We start from the raw sequence: 22,454 nt of genomic DNA, 5'->3' as shown, positions 1-22,454 counted from the left end.
GCCCGCGGGCGCCCGCACCCCCGCGCCTGGCGCGGCAGGCGCCGCCGAGGCGAAGGGCCGGGTGCCCTGCACGATGGTCAGATTGCCGCCTTCCATCACCTTGCAGCCGCGCTGCTGGGCGACGGTCGCGTTGTTGGTGTATTCATTGCCGCAGCGCCAGACGCGCTCTTGTTGCGCCTGGGCCTGCAAGGGCACGCCGGCTGCCGCCACGGCGGTCAGCAGGAAAACGGAGAAAGTCTTCATGGTCTTGGGTGTAGTGCGCCGCAAACCGGCATTTTCATGCAATTCGAAACAGATCCGGCCCGGATGTTCCCGACCAAACAAAAAGGACGGCCGCAGCCGTCCTTTTTTAACGCTCCGGGCGCCAGCCCGGATTCCATTCACTGCTGGGCAGTTTCCTGGTCTGTCCCGCAAGGTCTCACAAGGAGTAGTACATGTCGAACTCGACCGGATGGGTGGCCATCCGGAAGCGCGTGACCTCCTGCATCTTGAGGTCGATGTAGGCATCGATGTACGCGTCGGTGAACACGCCGCCCTTGGTCAGGAAGGCACGGTCCTTGTCGAGGTACTCGAGCGCCTGGTCGAGGCTGTGGCAGACGGTCGGGATCAGCGCGTCTTCTTCCGGCGGCAGGTGGTACAGGTCCTTGCTGGCGGCTTCGCCCGGGTGGATCTTGTTCTCGACGCCGTCGAGTCCGGCCATCAGCAGCGCCGCGAAGCCGAGGTACGGGTTCATCAGCGGATCCGGGAAGCGCGCTTCGACGCGGCGGCCCTTCGGGTTGGCCACGAACGGGATGCGGATCGAGGCCGAGCGGTTCTTGGCCGAGTAGGCCAGCTTGACCGGGGCTTCGAAGCCGGGCACCAGGCGCTTGTAGCTGTTGGTGCCGGGGTTCGTGATGGCGTTCAGCGCGCGGGCGTGCTTGATGATGCCGCCGATGTAGTGCAGCGCGAAGTCGCTCAGGCCGGCGTAGCCGTCACCGGCGAACAGGTTCTTGCCGTCCTTCCAGACCGACTGGTGCACGTGCATGCCGGAGCCGTTGTCGCCGACGATCGGCTTCGGCATGAAGGTGGCGGTCTTGCCGTAGGCGTGGGCCACGTTGTGGATCACGTACTTCTGCAGCTGGACCCAGTCGGCGCGCTGGATCAGCGTGCTGAACTTGGTGCCGAGTTCCATCTGGCCGGCATTGGCCACTTCGTGGTGATGCACTTCGACCGGGATGCCCAGCGATTCGAGCACCAGGCACATCTCGGAGCGCATGTCCTGGAAGCTGTCGACCGGGGGCACCGGGAAGTAGCCGCCCTTGACCGCCGGACGGTGGCCGGTGTTGCCGTGCTCGAATTCCTTGCCGGTGTTCCAGGCGGCTTCTTCGGATTCGATCTTGACCGAGCAGCCCGACATGTCGTTGGACCAGCGCACGCCGTCGAACACGAAGAACTCGGGTTCCGGTCCGAAGAAGGCGGTGTCGCCCAGGCCCGAAGCCTTCATGTAGGCCTCGGCGCGCTTGGCCAGCGAGCGCGGGTCGCGTTCGTAGGGCTTGCCGTCCGAGGGGTCGACCACGTCGCAGGTCAGGATCAGGGTGGTCTCTTCGAAGAAGGGGTCGATGTTGGCCGTGTTCGGATCGGGCATGAGCTGCATGTCCGATGCTTCGATGCCCTTCCAACCGGCGATCGAGGAGCCATCGAAAGCGTGGCCCGAAGTGAACTTGTCTTCATCGAACGCAGACACAGGCACGGTCACGTGCTGTTCTTTGCCGCGGGTATCGGTGAAGCGGAAATCGACGAACTTGACCTCGTTTTCCTTCACGAGTTTGAGTACGTCGGCGACGGTCTTGGCCATCAGGTTCTCCTTGGTATGGACAGTGGTTGGAAGTACGGGATTCGGAATGCAGTTTCTATGCCCATTGTCACTGCCGCGGACAGCGCGGCGGCAGGCTGGGCATCACCCAAAACAAGGCAATTTGTAACCAGTTTGGTGCACGCAGTTTCAACGCACCATTTCGGGGCCGAGGCGTGCCTCAAAGCCGTGCAGGCCTGCCAGCAACTGGGCGTAGGCCGCCTCGACCCGGCTGGCGTCGCCCTTGACGCCGAGTTCGATGTGGCGCCCGTGCTCCGGGTGGTCGACGCTCGGGAGACTGAACACCTTGATGCCCGGATGATCCCGCTCGACGGCCTGCATGAGCGGCGTCAGCGTGGCCTCCATGGCGCCGTAGACGATCACCGATTTCTCGGCGGCGCGACCGCGCGCGAACAAGCCGGCATAGCGACTGTCGAGCACCGACTCGATCATCGGCCAGGCCATCACCGGGAAGCCCGGCACGAAGTGCACGTCGCCGACGCTGAAGCCGGGGATCTTGTTGTAGGTGTTGGGGATGATCTTCGCGCCGAGCGGAAACACGCCCATGTTGAGGCGGTGGATGTTGTCCGGGCGATCCGGCACGTAGACCGTGCCCTGCTCGCGCGCCGTGTCCTGCATGCGCTCGCGGATCAGCGCCTCGGCCTCGGGGTGCAGTGCCAGCGGCACGCCCAGTGCCGCGGCCGCGCATTGGCGCGTGTGGTCGTCGGGCGTGGCGCCGATGCCGCCGGTGGAGAACACGATGTCGCCCGATGCGAAGGCGCGGCCCAGCGCCGACGTAATGCGCGCCGGCACGTCGCCCACGTACTCGGCCCAGCCCAGTTCGAGCCCGCGCGCGGCGAGCAGCTCGATGACCTTGGGCATGTGCTTGTCGATGCGCTTGCCCGACAGGATTTCGTCGCCGACGACGATCAGACCGAAAGCACGACTCATGGGGCACTCCATTGGCTGGCGGCCGCGCTGGCATCGGCCAGCCCGGGGGTGGAAGTCGAGAGGGCCGCCGTTGCGCGCTGTGCCCGCAGTTGCGCCAGGGCGTCGAGGCAGTAGTGGGCGAACCACAATGCCGAGAAGGCGAACACCAGCGTGTAGATCCAGATCGCCAGCGGCGCCAGCACGAAGAAGGCGGCGGCGAACAGCAGGCCCGAGGCCCAGACGATGCTGGGAGCGGCGCCGAGGTAGCCGCAGAGCACGCCGATGCCGAGCAGCGGCAGCCGGTGGGCGCGCAGCAAGGTATCGCGCTCCTCGGGGCTGGCATGCTCGGCCAGGGCATCGAAACTCATCACGCGGTAGGTCAGCCAGCCCCAGATCAGCGGCGGAAGGATGAGGACCAGCGGCGGAATCAGCCACAGCGGCATCGACACCACCAGCGCCAACAGCGCCAGCACGGTCAAGCCGATCGAACGAGCCACGCTGCCGAAGAAGGAGGCGCCCTTCTTCTGTTCCAGGCTGGCGAAGCGCCGCTCGGCCACCAGCCGCGTCAGCGCCGGCGCCATGACGCCGGCCACGACCAGCAGCGACACCACCACGATCAGCGGCGTGGCAGCGAAGACCACCACCAGCGGCGCCAGCGCGGACGCCACGTCGCCCGAGAAGAAGCGCCCGATCCAGCTCCAGAAGCTGGCCAGCAAGGGCCAGGCATCGAGCGACTCGCGGGTCCAGGCGACCGCGGCGTCCCAGTAGAAATAGCCGAACACCGCCGCCAGCGCGACCATCAGGCCCAGCGGCAGCAGCGACAGCACGATCACCCGCGGGTGCAGGCAATAGGCGACCGACCGCCAGAAGGAATCGAGGAGAAGACGCATCGGGTGCCGAGGATAACGCCAGCGCGTGACGCGGCGCCCTCAATCCCTGCCGAACAGGCGCCGGAGTCCGAGCCATTGCTGGGCCCAGAAGCCGCGTCCGTAGTCGCGCACCCGGCCCTTGGCGTCGGGCTCGACCTGGTCGCGGATGCCAGTGGCGTCGTAGCGATCCTCGAAGTTGACGGTCCGCAAGAGCATGTCCCACCAAGGCAGCAGCACGCCAAAGTTGTGGCCGCCGAGCGTCTTCGGCCCCCCGGACTCATGGCCGATGCCGATCGAATGGTGCACGCGGTGAAAGCGCGGGCTGATCCACAGGCGCTCGCCGAGGGCACCGAAGCCGAGGCGCAGGTTGGCATGCTGCAGGCTCTGGCTGAGCTGCGTGAAAGCGACGATGGCGATGAACTGCCCCGGCGCGACGCCGATCAGCTGCGCCACGACGACGATGATCGCGTCGTGGATCAGGTCGTCGAGCAGGTGATTGCGGTCGTCGCTCCACATCGTCATCTGGCGCTGCGAGTGGTGCAGCGAATGCAGCGCCCACCACCAGCGGAAACGGTGCTGGCCGCGGTGGATCAGGTACTCCACCCCATCCAGCACCACCAGGTAGATCGCAAACGCAACCCAGGGCACGTCGGTCACGCCCGGCCAGAGTTCGTCCAGGTGCATGCTGCCCCAGCCGGCCGCGCGCGCCATGCCCAGCAGGTCGTCGAACACCGGCTGCACGGCGAAGAAGATCGCCAGCCGGAACAGGCCCAGCCGGTGGATCAGCGTATAGAGGATGTCGATGCGGATCGCGCGCCGGTCGACCACCGGCTCGACCGGCCGCCAGCGCTGCAGCGGGCCGATCACCGCGACCAGCAGCGCGATCTGGATCAGGCCGACCAGCAGCCAGCCGGTGGCATCGAAGGCATCCTCGACCCAGCCGCCGAAGCCGATGGCGTAGACCAGCGGCTGGATGACGGTCTCGAACAGCCACTGCTGCACGGCCGCGAAATGATCGGTGAACCAATCCATCAACGTACGATCCGCAAGGACGACCGGGGTTTCAAGGATGTGCCGCGATCCAGTCGCGGTATGCCGGATGCTGGCGCAGCGTCTGGAAGCAGAAACCCTTGGCCTTGAGGCCGACGATCAGCGGCTCCAGGTCGGCCGGCGCCCAGGGGTCCTTGCGCGACCAGATGCCAAGGTGCGCCAGCAGGATGTCGCCGGGCTGGATCATGTCGAGGGCCTGCGCGAGCAGCAGTTCGTTGCTGAACTTCTCGCTCGGCAGTTCGTCGCCCAGGAAGCCGGCCGGCGCCCAGGCCACGTGCGCATAGCCGCAGCCCTTGGCCACCGCCAGCAGCCGCGGCGAGGTCTTGCCGCCCGGCGCCCGGAACAGCGGCAGCGGCTTCTTGCCGGTGACATGCTGCAGCCGGTCGGACGCCTTGGCGATGTTGGCGCAGTATTGCGCCGCGTCCCAGGTGAATTCGCGGCCGGCGAAGGCACCGGCCGTGGGGCGAATGCGAAAGCGCGGCTCGATACCCTTGACGTCGCCGCGCCAGTAGGCGTGGTCGTAGGTATGGGAGGCGAATTCGTGGCCCTCGGCCGCCCTCGCCTTCCACCACGGCGCCCACTGGGTGTCGAGGCTGTCGCCGTCGGTCTGCGTGCGCTCCGCGGCACCGAAGAAGGTCACGCGCACATCCTGCCGCTTGAGCACCTCGGCCACCAGCGGCGCAATGCCCATGTGGCCGGTGTCGAAAGTCAGGTAGACCGGCTTGGCGCAACCCTGGGCCAGCACGTTGCCCGAGACGCCCGCACAGGCCGCCAGCAGCAGCCCGGCAGCGGCGAGCCCAGGCCGGCGCCGGGCCGCCCCAAGGCGGCCTGCGGCCCCCTCGGGGGGCAGCGACCTACAGGCAGTGAGGGAGCGTGGGGGCTCAGGCCGGCGCCGGGCCGCCCCAAGGCGGCCTGCGGCCCCCTCGGGGGGCAGCGACCCACACGCAGTGGGGGAGCGTGGGGGCCATTCAAGACTTCGCATGGTCGAGCGTCCAGACGCCATGCGGCGAGCGGCCGACATTGACCTGGCGCACCACCTTGCGGCTCGCGAGGTCGACCACGCTGAGCTTCTTGGCCCAGCGCGAAGTGACGTAGAGCGTCTTGCCGTCGGCCGAGACGTCCATGCAGTCGGGTCCGCCCGGCACCGGGTAGGTCTCCATGACCTGCAGCGTGCCCAGGTCGATGCGGCTGATCGTGTTGGCCACCCGGTTGCTGACGAAGACGCTGCGGCCGCCGTCGCCGGCCGCGCGGAAGGCATGCGCGCCCTTGCCGGTCGCGATCTTGCCGACCAGCTTCGGCTGCGCGCCCGAAACGTCGAAGACCTGCACGCCGTCGCTGCCGGTCAGGCCGACCAGCAGCGTCTTGCCGTCGTGGATGCCGAAGATGTCGGCCGGCATCGGACCGGTGGCGGTGCGCCAGCGGATCGTCTGCGTCGGCAGGTCGACCGCGATCAGTTCGTCGCTGTCCTGCATCGTGACATAGGCCGTGATGCTCTTGCCATCGATCCAGATATGGCTGGGCGTCTTGCCGGTCGGGATGCGCTTGACCAGCTTGGGCTCCTTGCCGTCCCAGCGATACAGGTCGACGTGGTTCAGGCGGTTGCCCGCGGTGACGAACCACTTCATGTCGGGCGAGAAGCGCAGTTGGTAGGGGTCGATGATGCCGTAGACCACGCGCTGCACTTCCGCCGTTCGCGGGTCCAGGAAGGTCAGCGAGTCGCCGGCCGAATTGGCGACGATCAGCGAGTGCTCGTCGGGCGAGAGGTACAGGTGGTGCGGCTCCTTGCCGGTCGCTATGCGCGTCTTCTCGGTCCAGCCCGTGGGCTCGATCACGCTCACGGTGGCATCCAGGGAGTTGAGCACGAAGACCGGGGGCGGCTCGGCGGCATGGGCCGAAAGCGACGCGCAAACAAACAAAAAGGCCGCGAGACGGCCCGTCAGGGAAGAAATGGAGCGCAAGGGAGAGATTCCGGACGAAGATTTCCGATCTTAACGGTCCACGCCGACTGTTGGCTGACCGGCGCGCGCAGTTCGCAGCCCTTCGACCTCCTCGGCACGCAGCCAGCGCCACTGGCCGGGCGCCAGGTCGGCCGCCAGCGCCAGGGGACCGATGCGCGAGCGGTGCAGCGCCTCGACCCGGTTGCCCACGGCCGCCAGCATCCGCTTGACCTGGTGGTACTTGCCTTCGGTCAGGGTCAGGCTCAGGTGCTGCGGGGCGGCCAGCTCGCAGGCGGCGGCCCGCACCGGCTTCGGATCGTCGTCCAGCACCACGCCGGCCAGCAGGCGGTCGACCTGGTTCTGATCGACCGGATGCTTGGTCGTGACCTCGTAGACCTTCGGCACATGGTGTTTCGGCGACCCCATCCGGTGGATGAACTGGCCGTCGTCGGTCAGCAGCAACAAGCCGGTGGTGTCCTGGTCGAGCCGCCCGATGGCCTGCACGCCCTGCACCGCGCCCTTGTTCGGACGCAGTCGCAGCGGCGACGGCAGCAGCGTGTAGATGCTCGGGTAGGTCGAGGGCTTCTGCGAGCACTCGGTGCCGGCCGGCTTGTGCAGCATCAGGTAGGCCTTCTCGTGGTACGCCCAGTCCGTGCCCTGGACGGTGAAGTGCAGCCCCTCGGTGACGAAGTCCTCGCCCGGATCGCTCACCACGGCGCCGTCGACCGTGACGAACCCCTGCTGGACCAGCCCCGCGCAGACGCGCCGGGTGCCGAAACCCTGGCTGTAGAGAATTTCTTCGATATGCATCAGTAGCCGAGCGCGAGGCCCGTGTTGCGGCGCGGGTCGTTGGCGCCATAGAAACGATTGCCGCCCACCGGCTTGCCGCCCAGCGAAGGCGCGCCGACGAGGATCGCCGCCAGGTGGTTGGCGGGCTGCGCCTCGCCGAGCTTGTGGCCCATGCCGAGCAGGATCTTGCGGGTGTCCGGGGACAGCGCGAAGGGCTCGACGTTGGTCAGGTCCGGCAGCCACTGCTGGTGGAAGCGCGGCGCGTCCACGGCCTCCCGCACGTCCATGCCGTAGTCGACCAGGTTCAGGATGCTGTGGAGCACCGTCGTGATGATGCGGCTGCCGCCCGGCGTGCCGACCACCAGCACCGGACGACCGTCCTTGGCGACGATGGTCGGGCTCATCGAGCTCAAGGGCCGCTTGCCCGGGGCGATCGCGTTGGCCTCGCCCTGGACCAGCCCGTACATGTTGGGCTCGCCCGCCTTCGAAGTGAAATCGTCCATCTCGTTGTTGAGCAGCACGCCGGTCCCCGCCGCCGTGACCTTGGCGCCGAACCAGTCGTTCAGGGTGTAGGTCACCGCCACCGCGTTGCCCCACTGGTCGAGAATCGAATAGTGCGTGGTGTTGCTGCCTTCGTGCGGCGCGACCCCGGCCTTGATGTCCTCGGAGACACCGGCACGCGCCGGATCGATGGCGCTGCGGATCTTCTCGGCATAGCGCTTGTCGATCAGTCGCTCCACGGGGTTCTTCACGAACTCCGGGTCGCCCAGGGTGCTGTTGCGGTCGACGTAGGCATGGCGCATGGCCTCGATCTGGTAGTGCACGCCCTGGGCCGATCGGAAGCCCAGTTCCTTGAGCGGGTAGCCCTCGAGGATGTTCAGCATCTCGCAAAGCACGACCCCGCCCGAACTGGGCGGCGGCGCCGAGATCACGCGATAGCCCCGGTAGCTGCATTCGATCGGAAGCAGCTCGCGCGCCTTGTACTGGTCGAGGTCGGCCTGCGTGATGAGCCCGCCCCCGGCCTGGCTCGACGCCACGATCGCGGCGCCCACCGGCCCCTTGTAGAAGCCGTCGGCCCCCTGGCGGCTGATCGCCTTCAAGGTCTTCGCAAGGTCCTTCTGGACCAGCTTCTGGCCGACTGCGAACGGCTCGCCCTTGTTCAGGAAGATCGCGGCCGACGCCGGATCGCTGCCGAAATCGGCAGCGCCCACCGCCAGCATGTCGATGTCGCCCTGCTGCAGCACGAAACCGCGTTCGGCCAGCGCGATCGACGGCGCCAGCAGTGCGCCTCGCTTCATGGTGCCGTACTGTTCGCGCGCCCGCTCCAGGCCGGCGACCGTGCCCGGCACGCCGACCGCCAGGTGGCCGCGGGTGCTCAGCCCCTCGATGACCTTGCCGTCCTTGTCGAGGTACATCCCGGGCCTCGCCGCCAGCGGCGCCTTCTCGCGGAAATCGAGGAAGGTCTTGCGGCCATCGGCCAACTGCACCGTCATGAAGCCGCCGCCGCCGAGATTCCCGGCCGCCGGATAGACCACCGCCAGCGCGTAACCCACCGCCACCGCGGCATCGATCGCGTTGCCGCCGCGCCTGAGCACGTTGACGCCCGCCTGCGTCGCCAGGTGCTGCGCGCTCACCACCATGCCGTTCTCGGCCGCGACCGGGGCCTGGGAGGCGGCCTGCGCAAAGGCGCCGGCCCACGCGAATACCGCGGCGATGCCGAGGCGCCGCGCCTTCGTCCAGCGGCAATCGATCTGCTGGCGGGCGGCGCTCGGGAAGGAAGGCGAAGCGTGCGCAGGCACGTCGCCGTGGCTCGTCTGTATCGTCGTCGATGAATCCATGGACCTCTTTGCACGGGACCGGGGGTTGCCGTGGAGGGGATTGGATCGCAGAAGCGGCGTCGATGCAAAATGCATCGGCGCCGCCTTCTTGAGTGGTGGAGCTGGGGGGATTTGAACCCCCGTCCGTAAGCCTTCTTCGCGCAGATCTACATGTTTAGCGGTCTGATTTGAGTCTCGCCACCGGTGTCGCGCAGTCGCACGCTACACCGGCCGCCAGCACCCTATTTTCTCGCCCCGACCCAAGGTACCCGGATCAGGGCCAGCCCATGTAGATTATCTTTGCAGCCGGGAGGCGTCAGATTGCTCTAGCGCCCCCTTGCCCAGCCCATCGGCCTGCTGTTGCAAAGCTCACCGGCAATTAAGCGGCGAGTGCGAAACGTTCGTCGTTTGCAGTTAGTTTGTTTGAATCTGTTTTACGAGCGCATTCAGCTCGACATGCCCCGCTGCGATTCCGAACCCACGTCGAAACCAGTGCAGCCCCAAGAAACGCATTTTAGGCCTGTTTCAATAACTTCAAGAGCTCCATGGGCGATGCGATGGCCGCGTCGGCATCCCAGCGGGCCACTTCCGCCTGTTCGCCCATGTAGCCATAGGTGGCCGCCACCGTCCGCATGCCGGCGGCCCGGCCGGCCAGCATGTCGCGTTCGTCGTCCCCGACATAGACGCAATGCACCGGGGCCACGCCCAGCCGGCGCGCGGCTTCGAACAGCGGCTCCGGATGCGGCTTGGCGTGGGGGGTGGTGTCGCCGCTGACGATCGCTCGCGCGCTCTCGAACAGGGCCATCGCGCGCGTCAGCGGCAGGGTGAAGCGTTCGGACTTGTTGGTGACGACGCCCCACTGCAGCCCGGAGGCGTTCAGCGCCTTCACCAGTTCGGCCACGCCGTCGAAGACCTGCGTGTTGAGCAGCATCCGCGATTCGTACTTGACGAAGAACTCCTCACGCAGTACCGCAAACTCGGGCGACTCCGGCGTGATGCCGAAAGCCACGCCCAGCATGCCCCGGGCGCCGGCCCCCGCCATCGGGCGATAGCGTTCGAGCGGCAGCGAAGGCAGGCCACGCTCGGTCCGCATCTGGTCGGCCGCGGCCCCCAGGTCGGGGGCGCTGTCGATCAGGGTGCCGTCGAGGTCGAACAGGACGGCTTCGGTGCGGTCCGTCCTCACAGGGCGCCTGCCGGCTTCTGGGTCGCGAACATGTAGTTGACGCTGGTGTCGCCGCTGAGCCAGTAGCGCCGCGTCAGCGGGTTGTGCTCCAGGCCGCGGGTGTGGCGCAGGTCGAGCCCGGCGGCGCGGCAATAGGCGGCGAGCTCGCTCGGGCGGATCAGCTTCTGGTACTCGTGCGTGCCGCGCGGCAGCATGCCGAGCACGTATTCGGCACCGACGATCGCCAGCATGAACGCCTTCAGGTTGCGGTTGATGGTCGAGAAGAAGACCCAGCCGCCGGGCTTGGCCAGATCAGCACAGGCCTTGACGACCGAAGCCGGATCGGGCACGTGTTCGAGCATCTCCATGCAGGTCACGACATCGAAGCTGCCGGGTTGCTCGGCCGCCAGCGCCTCGGCGCTGACCGAGCGGTACTTGACCCCGCGCGTACCGGCCTCGAGCGCATGCAGCTGCGCCACCTTGAGCGCCTTGTCGGCCAGGTCGATGCCGAGGACCTCGGCGCCCTTGCGCGCCATCGAGTCGGCCAGGATTCCGCCGCCGCAGCCGACATCGAGCACCCTGCGACCGGCAATCGGGGCAATCCCGTCGATCCAGTCGAGACGCAGCGGATTAATTTCGTGCAGCGGTCGGAATTCGCTTTCGAAGTCCCACCAGCGGTGCGCAAGTTCGGAGAATTTGGCGAGCTCTGCCGGATCGGCATTCACGGGTTCGGTCATGGAGCGATTATGAAACGGCACGAATTGAGATGCCGGTGCTGGAGCGGGCATAAAAAAACCCCGCCGAGGCGGGGTTCTCTTCAGCGATTCTTGCGAATCACTTGTTGGGGCGGGTACCGACCACTTCGATTTCCACGCGGCGGTTCTTGGCGCGGCCTTCGGCAGTGCGGTTGTCAGCGATCGGCTGGCTCTTGCCCTTGCCTTCGGTGTACACGCGGTTCTTTTCGATGCCCTTCGAGACCAGATAGGCCTTGACGGCTTCAGCGCGGCGGACCGACAGCTTCTGGTTGTACGCCACGGTACCGATCCAGTCGGTATGGCCGACAGCGATGATCACCTCGAGGTTCACGTCCTTGATCTTCGAGACCAGGTCGTCCAGCTTGGCGCGGCCTTCGGGCTTCAGGACGTACTTGTCGAAGTCGAAGAATGCGTCAGCAGCGAAGGTAACCTTCGAAGCAGCGACTGCCGGGGGAACCGGAGCCGGTGCGGGGGCAGCAGCCACAGGCGGCGGTGCGGGAACGAGCGCACCGTCGCAACCAGCAGCAGCCGTTGCGGGCGTCCAGTTGGCATCGCGCCAGCACAGTTCGTTGGTGCCGTTCTTCCAGACCAGTTCGCCGGTGCCGTTTTGCCAGTTGTCGATGGCCGGGCCACCATTCGCAGCGGTGACACGGGTCTGCGCGCCGGCGGCAGTGGCGAGCGCAGCGACTGCAAACATCATCGCCACTTTATTCAGTTTCTTCATGGTTCTCCTCTTGGGGAAAAAGCCGCAGCCGCGCTGCGAATCAAGGACGCTTTAAGTGACCACCACCCAAAACGTTGAGGCGATTGTGCCATAGGGTCTTTGGCAAACAGCCCGCCGGCCCCCTCTGAAACGCCGGACGGAGGCGGAATACCGGCCTTGTGTTGCGGCGGTGCGACACCCTCCTCAGCGTAAAATTTCGCCTCCCTTGCCGTCTGCCTGCCGCCCATGACCTCGTTCGCCAAAGAAACACTCCCCATCAGCCTCGAAGAGGAAATGCGCCGCAGCTACCTGGATTACGCCATGAGCGTGATCGTCGGTCGCGCCCTGCCGGACGCCCGGGACGGCCTCAAACCGGTGCATCGGCGGGTACTTTTCGCGATGCACGAGCTCAACAACGACTGGAACCGGCCGTACAAGAAGTCGGCCCGTATCGTCGGCGACGTCATCGGCAAGTACCACCCGCACGGCGACCAGTCGGTCTACGACACCATCGTCCGGATGGCGCAGAACTTCTCGATGCGCCACATGCTGGTTGACGGGCAAGGCAATTTCGGCTCGGTCGACGGCGATATGGCGGCGGCGATGCGCTATACCGAGATCCGGCTGGCCAAAATTGCGCACGAAATGCTGGCCGATATCGACAAGGAAACTGTCGATTTCGGTCCCAATTACGACGGCTCCGAAAAAGAGCCGCTGGTATTGCCGAGCAAACTGCCGAATCTGCTGGTCAATGGCGCCGGCGGTATCGCGGTGGGCATGGCGACCAATATCCCGCCGCACAATCTGAATGAAGTGGTCGATGCCTGCCTGCACCTGCTGCGTCATCCGGATGCCGGCATCGACGACCTGATGGAGATCGTGCCGGCGCCCGATTTCCCCACCGCCGGGATCATCTACGGCATCAACGGCATCAAGGACGGCTACCGGACCGGCCGCGGCAAGGTCGTGATGCGCGCCAAGTGCCACTTCGAGGACATCGACCGCGGCCAGCGGCAGGCGATCATCGTCGACGAGCTGCCCTACCAGGTGAACAAGAAGACGCTGCAGGAGCGCATGGCCGAGCTGGTGCACGAGAAGAAGATCGAAGGCATCAGCCACATCCAGGACGAGTCCGACAAGTCGGGCATGCGGCTGGTGATCGAGCTCAAGCGCGGCGAAGTGCCCGAAGTGGTGCTCAACAACCTCTACAAGCAGACCCAGCTGCAGGACACCTTCGGCATCAACATGGTGGCGCTGGTCGACGGCCAGCCGAAGCTGTGCAACCTGAAGGACCTGATCGAGGTCTTCCTGCAGCACCGCCGCGAAGTGGTGACGCGGCGCACCGTGTTCACGCTGCGCAAGGCGCGCGAGCGCGGCCATGTGCTCGAAGGCCTGGCGGTGGCGCTGGCCAATATCGACGAGTTCATCGCGATCATCCGCAATGCGCCGACCCCGCCGGTCGCCAAGGCCGAGCTCATGAGCCGCGCCTGGGACAGCAAGCTGGTGCGCGAGATGCTGACCCGCACGCGCGCCGACGGTGGCGTGATCAACGCCGACGACTACCGTCCGGACGGCCTGGAGCGCGAGTACGGCATGCACGCCGACGGCCTCTACAAGCTGTCGGACACGCAGGCCCAGGAAATCCTGCAGATGCGCCTGCAGCGCCTGACCGGCCTCGAGCAGGACAAGATCGTGGCCGAATACAAGGACGTGATGGCCGAGATCGACGACCTGCTCGACATCCTGGCCAAGCCGGAACGGGTCTCGGTGATCATCGGCGACGAGCTCACAGCCATCAAGCAGGAGTTCGGCCAGAGCAAGCTCGGCGTGCGCCGCAGCCTGGTCGAGCACAGCGCCTTCGATCTCTCGACCGAGGACCTGATCACGCCCACCGACATGGTCGTGACCCTCTCCCACAGCGGCTACATCAAGAGCCAGCCGCTGGGCGAGTACCGGGCGCAGAAGCGCGGCGGCCGCGGCAAGCAAGCCACGGCGACCAAGGAAGACGACTGGATCGACCAGCTCTTCATCGCCAACACGCACGACTACATCCTGTGCTTCTCGAACCGCGGCCGGCTCTACTGGCTCAAGGTGTGGGAAGTGCCGGCGGGTTCGCGCGGCTCGCGTGGCCGGCCGATCGTCAACATGTTCCCGCTCCAGGAAGGCGAGAAGATCAACGTCGTGCTGGCGCTCACCGGCGAAAAGCGCACCTTCCCGGCCAACCAGTATGTCTTCATGGCGACCTCGATGGGCACGGTCAAGAAGACCGCCCTTGACGAATTCAGCAACCCGCGCAAGGCCGGCATCATCGCGGTCGACCTCGATCCGGGCGACTACCTGATCGGTGCCGCGCTGACCGACGGCGCGCACGACGTGATGCTGTTCTCCGACGGCGGCAAGGCGGTGCGCTTCGACGAGAACGACGTTCGCCCGATGGGCCGCAACGCCCGCGGCGTGCGCGGCATGACGCTCGAGGACGGCCAGGGCGTGATCGCCATGCTGGTGGCCGAGGACGAACAGCAGAGCGTGCTGACCGCGACCGAAAACGGTTACGGAAAGCGAACCAGCATTACCGAGTACACGCGACATGGCCGGGGAACCAAGGGCATGATCGCTATTCAACAAAGTGAACGTAACGGCAAGGTGGTGGCAGCGACTCTCGTGCATGCCGACGACGAGATCATGCTCATCACCGACAAGGGTGTCCTCGTGCGCACCCGAGTCTCCGAAATCCGCGAACTGGGGCGCGCCACGCAAGGCGTCACTCTGATCGGACTCGACGAAGGCGCCAAGCTCAGCGGGCTGCAGCGCATCGTCGAGAATGACGCGAATATCGAGAATGAACCCGGCGCCGACGATCCTTCCACCTCATCTTCAACGGAGAACCCCAGTGAATAAATTCAAACTCGCGCTCGTGACGGCCGCGCTCGCCGGCAGCTCGCTGGCCATGGCCCAGGACAAGGCGGCCATGATCAAGCAGTTCGTCGAGCTGCAGCGCCCCGGCGTGGAGTCGCTGGCGCGCGGGCTGGTCGAGCAGTCGAGCGCCCCGATCGCCCAGGCCGGTTCGCAGTATCTGCAGACGCAGGTGCCGGCCGAGAAGCGCGAGGCCGCGGCCAAGGCGGCCGACGTCGAGCTCAAGAAGTACTTCGACGAGGCCTACCCGATCGTGCGTGACAAGGCCGTGCAGCTGGCACCGGCCGCCCTGTCGCCGATCATGGAGCAGACCTTCAGCGAGGAAGAGATGCGCCAGCTGCTGGCCTGGATCAGCTCGCCGCTGAGCAAGAAGTACCAGGAGATCAATCCCAAGCTGCAGACCGCGCTGACCGAGAAGCTGGTGGCTGAAACCCGCGCCACGATCGAGCCGAAGATGGTCGCGCTGGACGCCAGCGTCGCCAAGGCGCTGGGCGCGCCGGGTGCACAGGGCGGAGCGACCGCAGGCAAGGCGGCGCCGGCCAAGGCGCCCGCCAAGAAGTGACGAAACCGGCGGGTCCGCGCCCGTACAACTTCTCCGCCGGTCCGGCCGCGATGCCGGAATGGGTGCTGCAGCAGGCCGCATCCGAGATGCTCGACTGGCACGGCAGCGGCATGGGCGTGATGGAAATGAGCCATCGCGGCAAGGAGTTCGGCGCGATCTGCACGCAGGCCGAGGCCGACATCCGCACCCTGCTCGCGGTGCCGTCGCAGTTCCACATCCTGTTCATGCAGGGCGGCGGGCTCGGCGAGAACGCGATCGTGCCGATGAACCTGTCGCGCGGGACCCGCGCCGACTTCGTCCTCACGGGCAGCTGGAGCATCAAGTCGCATAAGGAAGCCCAGCGCTACTGCGAGGCCCGGGTGGTCGCGAGCAACGCGGCAGACGGGCACACCCGGCTGCCGGACCCGGCCGGCTGGCAGCTCTCCCCGGACGCGTCGTACGTCCACGTCTGCACCAACGAGACGATCAACGGCATCGAGTTCCAGCAGCTGCCCGACCTCGCCGCACTCGGCAGCAAGGCGCCGCTGGTGATCGACTTTTCCTCGCACGTGGCCTCGCGGCCTGTCGACTGGTCGCGCGTGGGCCTGGCCTTCGGCGGGGCCCAGAAGAACCTTGGCCCGGCGGGCCTGACGATCGTGATCGTGCGCGACGACCTGCTCGGCCATGCGCTCGAGATCTGCCCGAGCGCCTTCAACTACAAGACCGTCGCGGACAACCAGTCGATGTACAACACGCCTCCAACCTGGGGCATCTACATCGCCGGGCTGACCTTCCAGTGGCTCGCGCAGCAGACCGAAGGCGATCTCAAGGGCGTCGCCGCCATGGAGGCGCGCAACGTCGCCAAGGCACGGCTGCTGTACGACTTCATCGACGGCTCGGACTTCTACGCCAACAAGGTCGACCCCGGCTGCCGCTCGCGCATGAACGTCCCCTTCTTCCTCGCCGACGAGAGCCGCAACGAAGCCTTCCTGGCCGGTGCCCGCGCGGCCGGGCTGCTGCAGCTCAAGGGCCACAAGTCGGTCGGCGGGATGCGCGCGAGCATCTACAACGCCATGCCGATGGCCGGCGTTCGGGCGCTGGTGGGCTACATGCGAGAATTCGAGCGGTCGCGTGCGTAGAGGCACGCGCTCCCGACCCGAATGACCGCCTCAGCACCACCACCTTCCGCCCCCGATTCCTCCCCCAGCCTGGCCGATCTGCGCGTACAGATCGACTCGCTGGACCAGCAGCTTCTCGACCTCCTGAACCGGCGCGCCCGTGTCGCCGAGCGCGTCGGCGAGGTCAAGAAGCGCGAGGGCACGCCCTTCTTCCGGCCCGATCGCGTCGCCCAGGTGATCGAGAAGATGCAGCAGAGCAACGGCGGCCCGCTGAAGCCCCTTCACGTGGCCGCCATCTGGCGCGAGATCATGTCGGCCTGCCTGGCGCTCGAATCGCCGCAGCGCGTTGCCGTGCTCGGCCCCGAAGGGACCTTCTGCGAGCAGGCCGCGGTCGAGTATTTCGGCGGCGCCGCCGACCTGGTCTATTGCGCCAGCTTCGACGAGGTCTTCCATGCCACCGCCGCCGGCAGCGCCCAGTACGGCGTGGTCGGCGTCGAGAATTCCACCGAAGGCGTGGTCACGCGCTCGCTCGACCTGTTCCTGCATTCGCCGACCCACGTGGTCGGCGAGGTCAGCCTGCTGGTGCGGCATCACCTGTTGCGCTCGAGCAATTCGCTCGAGGGCATCGAGGCGGTGCTGGCCCATCCGCAGGCGCTGGCGCAGTGCCAGACCTGGCTCGCCAAGCACCTGCCGAATGCCGAACGGCGCGCCGTCTCCAGCAACGCCGAAGGCGCCCGGCTGGCCGCCGGCAATCCGGCCTGGGCGGCCCTGGCCAGCGAGCGTGCAGCCACCCGCTTCGGGCTGCATATCGTGGCCCACGCGATCCAGGACGACTCCTACAACCGCACCCGTTTCGCCATCATCTGCCTGCCGCAGACGCTGGCGATGCCGCCGGCGACCGGCCGCGACTGCACCAGCCTGGTGGTGTCGGTGCCGAACCAGCCCGGGGCGGTGCACGACCTGCTGGTGCCGCTCAAGGCCAACAACGTCTCGATGACCCGCTTCGAATCGCGACCGGCACGCACCGGCCAGTGGGAGTACTACTTCTACATCGACCTCGACGGCCATCCGTCGCAGCCCAACGTTGCCGCCGCGCTCGTCGAACTGCGCAAGCTGTGCGCGTTCTACAAGGTCCTCGGCGCCTACCCGATCACGGCATGAAAAGCCCCCACGCTCATCGCTTCGCGTATCGCTGCCCCCCGAGAGGGCGCTCAGTGCCCTTCGGGCGGCCGTGCGGGCACTGACAATGATCGAACAGTTGGGACTGATCGGCTGCGGCCTGATGGGCGGCTCGTTCGCGCTGGCGCTCAAGCGCGCGAAGCTGGTGAAGCGGGTGGTCGGCTACAGCAAGTCGCCGTCCACCACCGAGCGCGCCCGGCAACTCGGCGTGATCGACGTCGCGGCGCCCTCGGCGCTGCTGGCGATGTCGGGTGCCGAACTGGTGCTGATCGCGGTGCCGGTCGGCGCGTCCGAGCAGACCTTCAAGGCCATCCGCCACGGCATCAACGACCAGATGCTGGTGATGGATGTCGGCTCGACCAAGGGCGACGTCATCGAGGCCGCGCGGCGCGGCCTGCAGGACCAGATCGGCGCCTTCGTGCCCGCGCATCCGATCGCGGGCAAGGAAGTGGCGGGCGTGGAGCACGCCGACGCCGACCTCTACACCGGACGCCAGGTGGTGCTGACGCCGATCAAGGCCACCTTGCGCTCCAACGTCCAGCGGGCCTCGAAGGTCTGGACCGCGATCGGCGCCAAGGTGGTGACGATGACGCCGGAGGCCCATGACAGCGCCTTCGCGGCCGTCAGCCACCTGCCGCACCTGCTGGCTTTCGCCTTCATCAATGCCATGGCCGCGCACCCGCAGGGCGGGCGCTTCCTCGAACTGGCCGGCCCGGGCTTTCGCGATTTCACGCGCATCGCGGCCAGCGACCCGACCATGTGGCGCGACGTCCTGCTGGCCAACCGCGACCAGGTTCTGCTCCAGGCCCAGGGCTTCCGCGAGGCCCTGGCGCACCTCGAGGCGCTGGTGCGCACGGGCAACGCGCAAGCGCTCGAGGACGCGATCGCGGCCGCGAGCGGGGTTCGCTCGCAGTGGCAACCCGGCGTTGCCGCCTCTCCCGACTGACGATGTTCTCTACCCCCTTTCTCGACATACCGGCGCTTTCGAGTGCCGCCGGCACGGTTCGCCTGCCGGGCTCCAAGAGCATCTCCAACCGCGTGCTGCTGCTGGCGGCAATGGCCAGCGGCACGACGACCGTGCATGACCTGCTCGATTCCGACGACACGCGGGTCATGCTCGACGCGCTGGCCGCGCTCGGTTGCGTCATCGAGCGCGCGGGCGACATCCTTCGCATCGAAGGCCTCGGCGGCAAGCTGAAGACCCCCACGGCGTCCTTGTTCCTCGGCAATGCCGGTACTGCGATGCGGCCGCTGACCGCCGCCCTGGCCCTGCTGGGCGGCGAGTTCGCGCTGCGCGGCGTGCCGCGCATGCACGAACGGCCGATCGGCGACCTGGTCGATGCCCTGACCCAGCTCGGCTGCCGCGTCGACTACCTCGGCAACCCGGGCTACCCACCGCTGCAGATCCATCCGGTGGCGTTCGACGCGCTGCAACTCGACGCCCCGATCCGCGTGCGCGGCGACGTCTCGAGCCAGTTCCTGACAGCGCTGCTGCTGGCGCTGCCGCTGGCAGCACGGCGCAACATCGTGATCGAGGTCGTCGGCGAGCTGATCTCCAAGCCCTACATCGAGATCACGCTGAATCTCTTGGCGCGCTTCGGCATCGCGGTCGAACGCGAGGGCTGGCAGCGATTCACCATTCCAGCCGGCAGCCGGTACCGCTCGCCGGGCGACATCCACGTCGAAGCCGATGCCTCGTCGGCCAGCTACTTCATCGCGCTCGGGGCCATCGCCAAGGGCTCGGGCATCCGCATCGAAGGCGTCGGCGCCGATTCGATCCAGGGCGACATCCGCTTCATCGACGCCGCCCGGCAGATGGGCGCGCGCGTCGACAGCGGCGCCAACTGGCTGGCGATCGCACGCGGCGCCTGGCCGCTCAAGGCGATCGACATCGACGCCAACCACATTCCCGATGCCGCCATGACGCTGGCCGTGATGGCGCTCTATGCCGACGGCCCGAGCACGCTGCGCAACATCGCCAGCTGGCGCGTGAAGGAAACCGACCGCATCGACGCCATGGCCGCCGAGCTGCGCAAGCTCGGGGCCACGGTCGAGGACGGCCCGGACTTCATCCGCGTCCATCCGCTGGCGGCGGCCGGCTGGCGACCGGCCAGCATCAAGACCTACGACGACCACCGGGTGGCGATGTGCTTCTCGCTCGCGGCCTTCAATCCGGCCGGCGTCGAGGTGCGCATCCTCGAACCGCACTGCGTCGCCAAGACCTTCCCCGACTACTTCGAGACCCTGTTCTCGGTCGCCGAGGCTGCCGAAGTGCCGGTGATCTGCATCGACGGCCCGACCGCCTCCGGCAAGGGCACCCTGACCGTCGAAGTGGCTCGGCGGCTGGGCTACCACTACCTGGATTCGGGCACGCTCTACCGCGTGACCGGGCTGGCGATGCGACGCGCCGGGCTCGACGCCGAAGCCGGGCACGAGGCGCGGATCGCGGAACTCGCGAGTGCTCTGCCGGTCGCCTTCAGCGAGGGCAAGGTGCTGCTGGCCGGCGAGGACGTGAGCGAGGCCATCCGGACCGAGGCCGCCGGGATGGATGCCTCTCGGGTGTCGGCCCTGCCAGCAGTGCGTGCCGCCCTGCTGGCGCTGCAGCGCAGCTTCCGGCGCCTGCCCGGCCTGGTGGCCGACGGCCGCGACATGGGCACCGTGATCTTCCCGGACGCCGAGCTCAAGGTCTACCTCACGGCCAGCGCCGCCCACCGCGCCGAACGGCGCCATAAGCAGTTGATTTCAAAGGGAATTTCAACTACAATCGACAGTCTTCGCGCCGACCTGGAAGCGCGTGACCTCCGGGACGCGTCCCGCAGCGTCGCGCCGCTCAAGCCGGCGCCTGATGCCCGCCTCCTGGACAACTCGCACCAGACGATCGAGCAATCGGTCGTGCAAGTGCTTGCCTGGTGGCAGGAAGTACAGCCGTTCGAGTCCGCTTGAACGGTGTTTCGGTCCAGCAAAGCCCCCGCCGCGCGACAGCGCACCGGCCTGCTGGTTGTTCAACCTCAACCCGGGCCCCAAAGCCCAAACAACCACCGTCTCCAGATCCAAGCCAGTCGCAATAGTGCAACTGCAAACCCTGCGTGACGGAAGGAAAACCACATGTCTGAATCTTTTGCCGACCTATTCGAAGAATCCCTGAAGCGTTCGGAGATGCGCACCGGTGAGGTCATCACCGCCGAAGTCGTGCGTGTCGAACACAACCACGTCGTCGTCAACGCAGGCCTCAAGTCCGAAGCCTACGTGCCGATCGAAGAGTTCAAGAACGACAAGGGCGAGCTCGAAGTCCAGGCCGGCGATTTCGTTTCCGTGGCCATCGGCAGCGTCGAGAACGGCTACGGCGACACCATCCTCTCGCGCGACACCGCCAAGCGTCTGGCTTCGTGGCTCGCGCTCGAGAAGGCCCTCGAATCCGGCGACTTCGTCACCGGCACGACGAGCGGCAAGGTCAAGGGCGGCCTCACGGTGCTGGTCAACGGCATCCGCGCCTTCCTGCCGGGTTCGCTGATCGACACCCGTCCGATCAAGGACCTGACCCCGTACGAGAACAAGACCCTCGAATTCAAGGTCATCAAGCTCGACCGCAAGCGCAACAACGTGGTGCTCTCGCGCCGCGCCGTGGTCGAAGCCAGCATGGGCGAAGAACGCGCCAAGCTGATGGAAACCCTGAAGGAAGGCGCAGTCGTGCGCGGCGTCGTCAAGAACATCACCGAATACGGTGCGTTCGTCGACCTCGGCGGCATCGACGGTCTGCTGCACATCACCGACATGGCATGGCGCCGCGTTCGCCACCCGAGCGAAGTGGTCCAGGCCGGCCAGGAAATCACCGCCAAGATCCTCAAGTTCGACACCGAGAAGAACCGTGTCTCGCTGGGTCTGAAGCAAATGGGCGACGACCCGTGGATGGGCGTTTCGCGCCGCTACCCGCAATCGACCCGCCTGTTCGGCAAGGTCACGAACATCGCCGACTACGGCGCGTTCGTCGAACTCGAACCCGGCATCGAAGGCCTGGTGCACGTCTCCGAAATGGACTGGACCAACAAGAACATCGCGCCGAACAAGATCGTCTCGCTCGGCGACGAAGTCGAAGTCATGGTCCTCGAGATCGACGAAGACAAGCGCCGCATCAGCCTGGGCATGAAGCAGTGCAAGGCCAACCCGTGGCAGGAATTCGCGCAGAACACCAAGCGCGGCGACCGCGTCAAGGGCCCGATCAAGTCGATCACCGACTTCGGCGTGTTCGTGGGTCTGGCTGCCGGCATCGACGGCCTGGTTCACCTCTCGGACCTCTCGTGGAACGAAACCGGCGAAACCGCCGTTCGCAATTACAAGAAGGGCCAGGAAGTCGAAGCGATCGTGCTGGCCGTCGACGTCGACCGCGAACGCATCTCGCTGGGCATCAAGCAGCTCGACAGCGATCCGTTCACGACCTTCACCACCGTGAACGACAAGGGCCAGATCGTGACCGGCAAGGTCAAGACGGTCGACGCCCGCGGTGCCGAGATCGATCTCGGTGAAGACATCATCGGCTACCTGCGCGCCAGCGAAATCTCCCGCGACCGCGTGGAAGATGCACGCAACGTGCTCAAGGAAGGCGACGAAGTCACGGCCGTGGTGGTCAATGTGGATCGCAAGACCCGCAACATCCAGCTGTCGATCAAGCAGAAGGACATGGTCGACGAGCAAGGCGCCATGGCCAGCCTGAGCCAGCAATCGGCACGCGAGAACGCGGGCACGACCAGCCTGGGCGCCCTGCTGCGCGCCAAGCTGGACAACTCGGACAAGTAATCCGGGTCCCGGGGACAGGGTCGGCGCCGGGCGCCACCCTGTCTTTTTTTTCGTCTACTCTTTCTCTTG

At 66.7% G+C, this 22,454-nt stretch carries 18 protein-coding genes, 1 other RNA gene and 1 pseudogene; 7 read left to right on the top strand and 13 right to left on the bottom strand.

Features of this window, described 5'->3' with window-relative positions; translation table 11 throughout:
- The 13 genes and pseudogenes from AC1DYD_RS08175 to ompA all read right to left on the bottom strand — a co-directional run.
- Window positions 1–243, bottom strand: a pseudogene (locus AC1DYD_RS08175) (hypothetical protein); the annotation flags it as partial.
- Window positions 244–418: 175 nt separating this feature from the next.
- Window positions 419–1,834 carry a type I glutamate--ammonia ligase gene (glnA, locus tag AC1DYD_RS08170; protein WP_478115119.1) on the bottom strand — a complete coding sequence of 472 codons (1,416 nt, stop codon included), beginning with the start codon at window positions 1,832–1,834 and terminating at the stop codon, window positions 419–421.
- A 147-nt stretch (window positions 1,835–1,981) separates the two neighbouring features.
- Entirely contained in the window at window positions 1,982–2,782 is an 801-nt protein-coding gene (locus tag AC1DYD_RS08165; protein ID WP_478172241.1) for a competence/damage-inducible protein A, read from the bottom strand.
- Window positions 2,779–3,651 (bottom strand): EI24 domain-containing protein, encoded by an 873-nt coding sequence (locus tag AC1DYD_RS08160; protein WP_478172240.1) that lies wholly within the window; start codon window positions 3,649–3,651, stop codon window positions 2,779–2,781. Before AC1DYD_RS08160 ends, AC1DYD_RS08165 begins: the two co-directional genes overlap by 4 nt.
- A gap of 39 nt (window positions 3,652–3,690) precedes the next feature.
- Window positions 3,691–4,662 (bottom strand): sterol desaturase family protein, encoded by a 972-nt coding sequence (locus AC1DYD_RS08155; RefSeq protein WP_478172239.1) that lies wholly within the window; start codon window positions 4,660–4,662, stop codon window positions 3,691–3,693.
- A 31-nt stretch (window positions 4,663–4,693) separates the two neighbouring features.
- Complete coding sequence (locus tag AC1DYD_RS08150; RefSeq protein ID WP_478172251.1) at window positions 4,694–5,461, bottom strand: polysaccharide deacetylase family protein; 768 nt, start codon at window positions 5,459–5,461, stop codon at window positions 4,694–4,696.
- Between the two features lie 187 nt (window positions 5,462–5,648).
- Window positions 5,649–6,620, bottom strand: coding sequence for a YVTN family beta-propeller repeat protein (locus tag AC1DYD_RS08145; RefSeq protein ID WP_478172250.1), 972 nt, complete (start codon window positions 6,618–6,620; stop codon window positions 5,649–5,651).
- A 48-nt stretch (window positions 6,621–6,668) separates the two neighbouring features.
- Complete coding sequence (locus AC1DYD_RS08140; RefSeq protein WP_478172238.1) at window positions 6,669–7,427, bottom strand: pseudouridine synthase; 759 nt, start codon at window positions 7,425–7,427, stop codon at window positions 6,669–6,671.
- Complete coding sequence (gene ggt / locus AC1DYD_RS08135; RefSeq protein WP_478172237.1) at window positions 7,427–9,244, bottom strand: gamma-glutamyltransferase; 1,818 nt, start codon at window positions 9,242–9,244, stop codon at window positions 7,427–7,429. Before ggt ends, AC1DYD_RS08140 begins: the two co-directional genes overlap by 1 nt.
- A 93-nt stretch (window positions 9,245–9,337) precedes the next feature.
- Window positions 9,338–9,725, bottom strand: a transfer-messenger RNA (tmRNA) gene (ssrA, locus tag AC1DYD_RS08130).
- A gap of 12 nt (window positions 9,726–9,737) precedes the next feature.
- Complete coding sequence (gph, locus tag AC1DYD_RS08125) at window positions 9,738–10,406, bottom strand: phosphoglycolate phosphatase (RefSeq protein WP_478172236.1); 669 nt, start codon at window positions 10,404–10,406, stop codon at window positions 9,738–9,740.
- Window positions 10,403–11,122, bottom strand: a complete 720-nt coding sequence (gene ubiG, locus AC1DYD_RS08120; protein WP_478172235.1) for a bifunctional 2-polyprenyl-6-hydroxyphenol methylase/3-demethylubiquinol 3-O-methyltransferase UbiG — start codon at window positions 11,120–11,122, stop codon at window positions 10,403–10,405. Before ubiG ends, gph begins: the two co-directional genes overlap by 4 nt.
- Before the next feature lie 97 nt (window positions 11,123–11,219).
- Window positions 11,220–11,864 carry an outer membrane protein OmpA gene (gene ompA / locus AC1DYD_RS08115; protein ID WP_478172234.1) on the bottom strand — a complete coding sequence of 215 codons (645 nt, stop codon included), beginning with the start codon at window positions 11,862–11,864 and terminating at the stop codon, window positions 11,220–11,222.
- 225 nt (window positions 11,865–12,089) lie between these two features.
- Here ompA and gyrA point away from each other — a divergent pair, with 225 nt between their 5' ends.
- From gyrA to rpsA, 7 genes are all read left to right on the top strand, one after another.
- Window positions 12,090–14,741, top strand: coding sequence for a DNA gyrase subunit A (gyrA, locus tag AC1DYD_RS08110; protein WP_478172233.1), 2,652 nt, complete (start codon window positions 12,090–12,092; stop codon window positions 14,739–14,741).
- Window positions 14,734–15,318, top strand: coding sequence for a DUF2059 domain-containing protein (locus tag AC1DYD_RS08105; RefSeq protein WP_478172232.1), 585 nt, complete (start codon window positions 14,734–14,736; stop codon window positions 15,316–15,318). Before gyrA ends, AC1DYD_RS08105 begins: the two co-directional genes overlap by 8 nt.
- 50 nt (window positions 15,319–15,368) lie before the next feature.
- Window positions 15,369–16,436, top strand: a complete 1,068-nt coding sequence (gene serC / locus AC1DYD_RS08100; protein WP_478172249.1) for a 3-phosphoserine/phosphohydroxythreonine transaminase — start codon at window positions 15,369–15,371, stop codon at window positions 16,434–16,436.
- 21 nt (window positions 16,437–16,457) lie between these two features.
- Window positions 16,458–17,576 (top strand): prephenate dehydratase, encoded by a 1,119-nt coding sequence (pheA, locus tag AC1DYD_RS08095; protein WP_478172231.1) that lies wholly within the window; start codon window positions 16,458–16,460, stop codon window positions 17,574–17,576.
- 85 nt (window positions 17,577–17,661) lie between these two features.
- Complete coding sequence (locus AC1DYD_RS08090) at window positions 17,662–18,540, top strand: prephenate dehydrogenase (RefSeq protein ID WP_478172230.1); 879 nt, start codon at window positions 17,662–17,664, stop codon at window positions 18,538–18,540.
- A 2-nt stretch (window positions 18,541–18,542) separates the two neighbouring features.
- The gene (locus AC1DYD_RS08085) at window positions 18,543–20,537 is read left to right on the top strand and encodes a bifunctional 3-phosphoshikimate 1-carboxyvinyltransferase/cytidylate kinase (RefSeq protein WP_478172229.1); all 1,995 of its coding nucleotides are present in this window, start codon (window positions 18,543–18,545) and stop codon (window positions 20,535–20,537) included.
- Between the two features lie 162 nt (window positions 20,538–20,699).
- Complete coding sequence (gene rpsA, locus AC1DYD_RS08080) at window positions 20,700–22,385, top strand: 30S ribosomal protein S1 (RefSeq protein ID WP_286371265.1); 1,686 nt, start codon at window positions 20,700–20,702, stop codon at window positions 22,383–22,385.
- The last annotated feature ends 69 nt before the right edge of the window (window positions 22,386–22,454 follow it).

Source organism: Variovorax sp. P4_B11 (assembly GCF_056402355.1).
This window is presented reverse-complemented; position numbering and strand designations above follow the sequence as displayed.

Excerpts from the sequence above, each read along its gene's own strand:
- pheA (WP_478172231.1), top strand. The coding sequence starts at position 16,458 with ATGACCGCCTCAGCACCACCACCTTCCGCCCCCGATTCCTCCCCCAGC.
- glnA (WP_478115119.1), bottom strand. The coding sequence starts at position 1,834 with ATGGCCAAGACCGTCGCCGACGTACTCAAACTCGTGAAGGAAAACGAG.
- AC1DYD_RS08165 (WP_478172241.1), bottom strand. The coding sequence starts at position 2,782 with ATGAGTCGTGCTTTCGGTCTGATCGTCGTCGGCGACGAAATCCTGTCG.
- AC1DYD_RS08155 (WP_478172239.1), bottom strand. The coding sequence starts at position 4,662 with ATGGATTGGTTCACCGATCATTTCGCGGCCGTGCAGCAGTGGCTGTTC.
- AC1DYD_RS08140 (WP_478172238.1), bottom strand. The coding sequence starts at position 7,427 with ATGCATATCGAAGAAATTCTCTACAGCCAGGGTTTCGGCACCCGGCGC.
- AC1DYD_RS08090 (WP_478172230.1), top strand. The coding sequence starts at position 17,662 with ATGATCGAACAGTTGGGACTGATCGGCTGCGGCCTGATGGGCGGCTCG.
- ggt (WP_478172237.1), bottom strand. The coding sequence starts at position 9,244 with ATGGATTCATCGACGACGATACAGACGAGCCACGGCGACGTGCCTGCG.
- ompA (WP_478172234.1), bottom strand. The coding sequence starts at position 11,864 with ATGAAGAAACTGAATAAAGTGGCGATGATGTTTGCAGTCGCTGCGCTC.
- gyrA (WP_478172233.1), top strand. The coding sequence starts at position 12,090 with ATGACCTCGTTCGCCAAAGAAACACTCCCCATCAGCCTCGAAGAGGAA.
- rpsA (WP_286371265.1), top strand. The coding sequence starts at position 20,700 with ATGTCTGAATCTTTTGCCGACCTATTCGAAGAATCCCTGAAGCGTTCG.
- AC1DYD_RS08160 (WP_478172240.1), bottom strand. The coding sequence starts at position 3,651 with ATGCGTCTTCTCCTCGATTCCTTCTGGCGGTCGGTCGCCTATTGCCTG.
- serC (WP_478172249.1), top strand. The coding sequence starts at position 15,369 with ATGCCGGAATGGGTGCTGCAGCAGGCCGCATCCGAGATGCTCGACTGG.
- AC1DYD_RS08085 (WP_478172229.1), top strand. The coding sequence starts at position 18,543 with ATGTTCTCTACCCCCTTTCTCGACATACCGGCGCTTTCGAGTGCCGCC.
- ubiG (WP_478172235.1), bottom strand. The coding sequence starts at position 11,122 with ATGACCGAACCCGTGAATGCCGATCCGGCAGAGCTCGCCAAATTCTCC.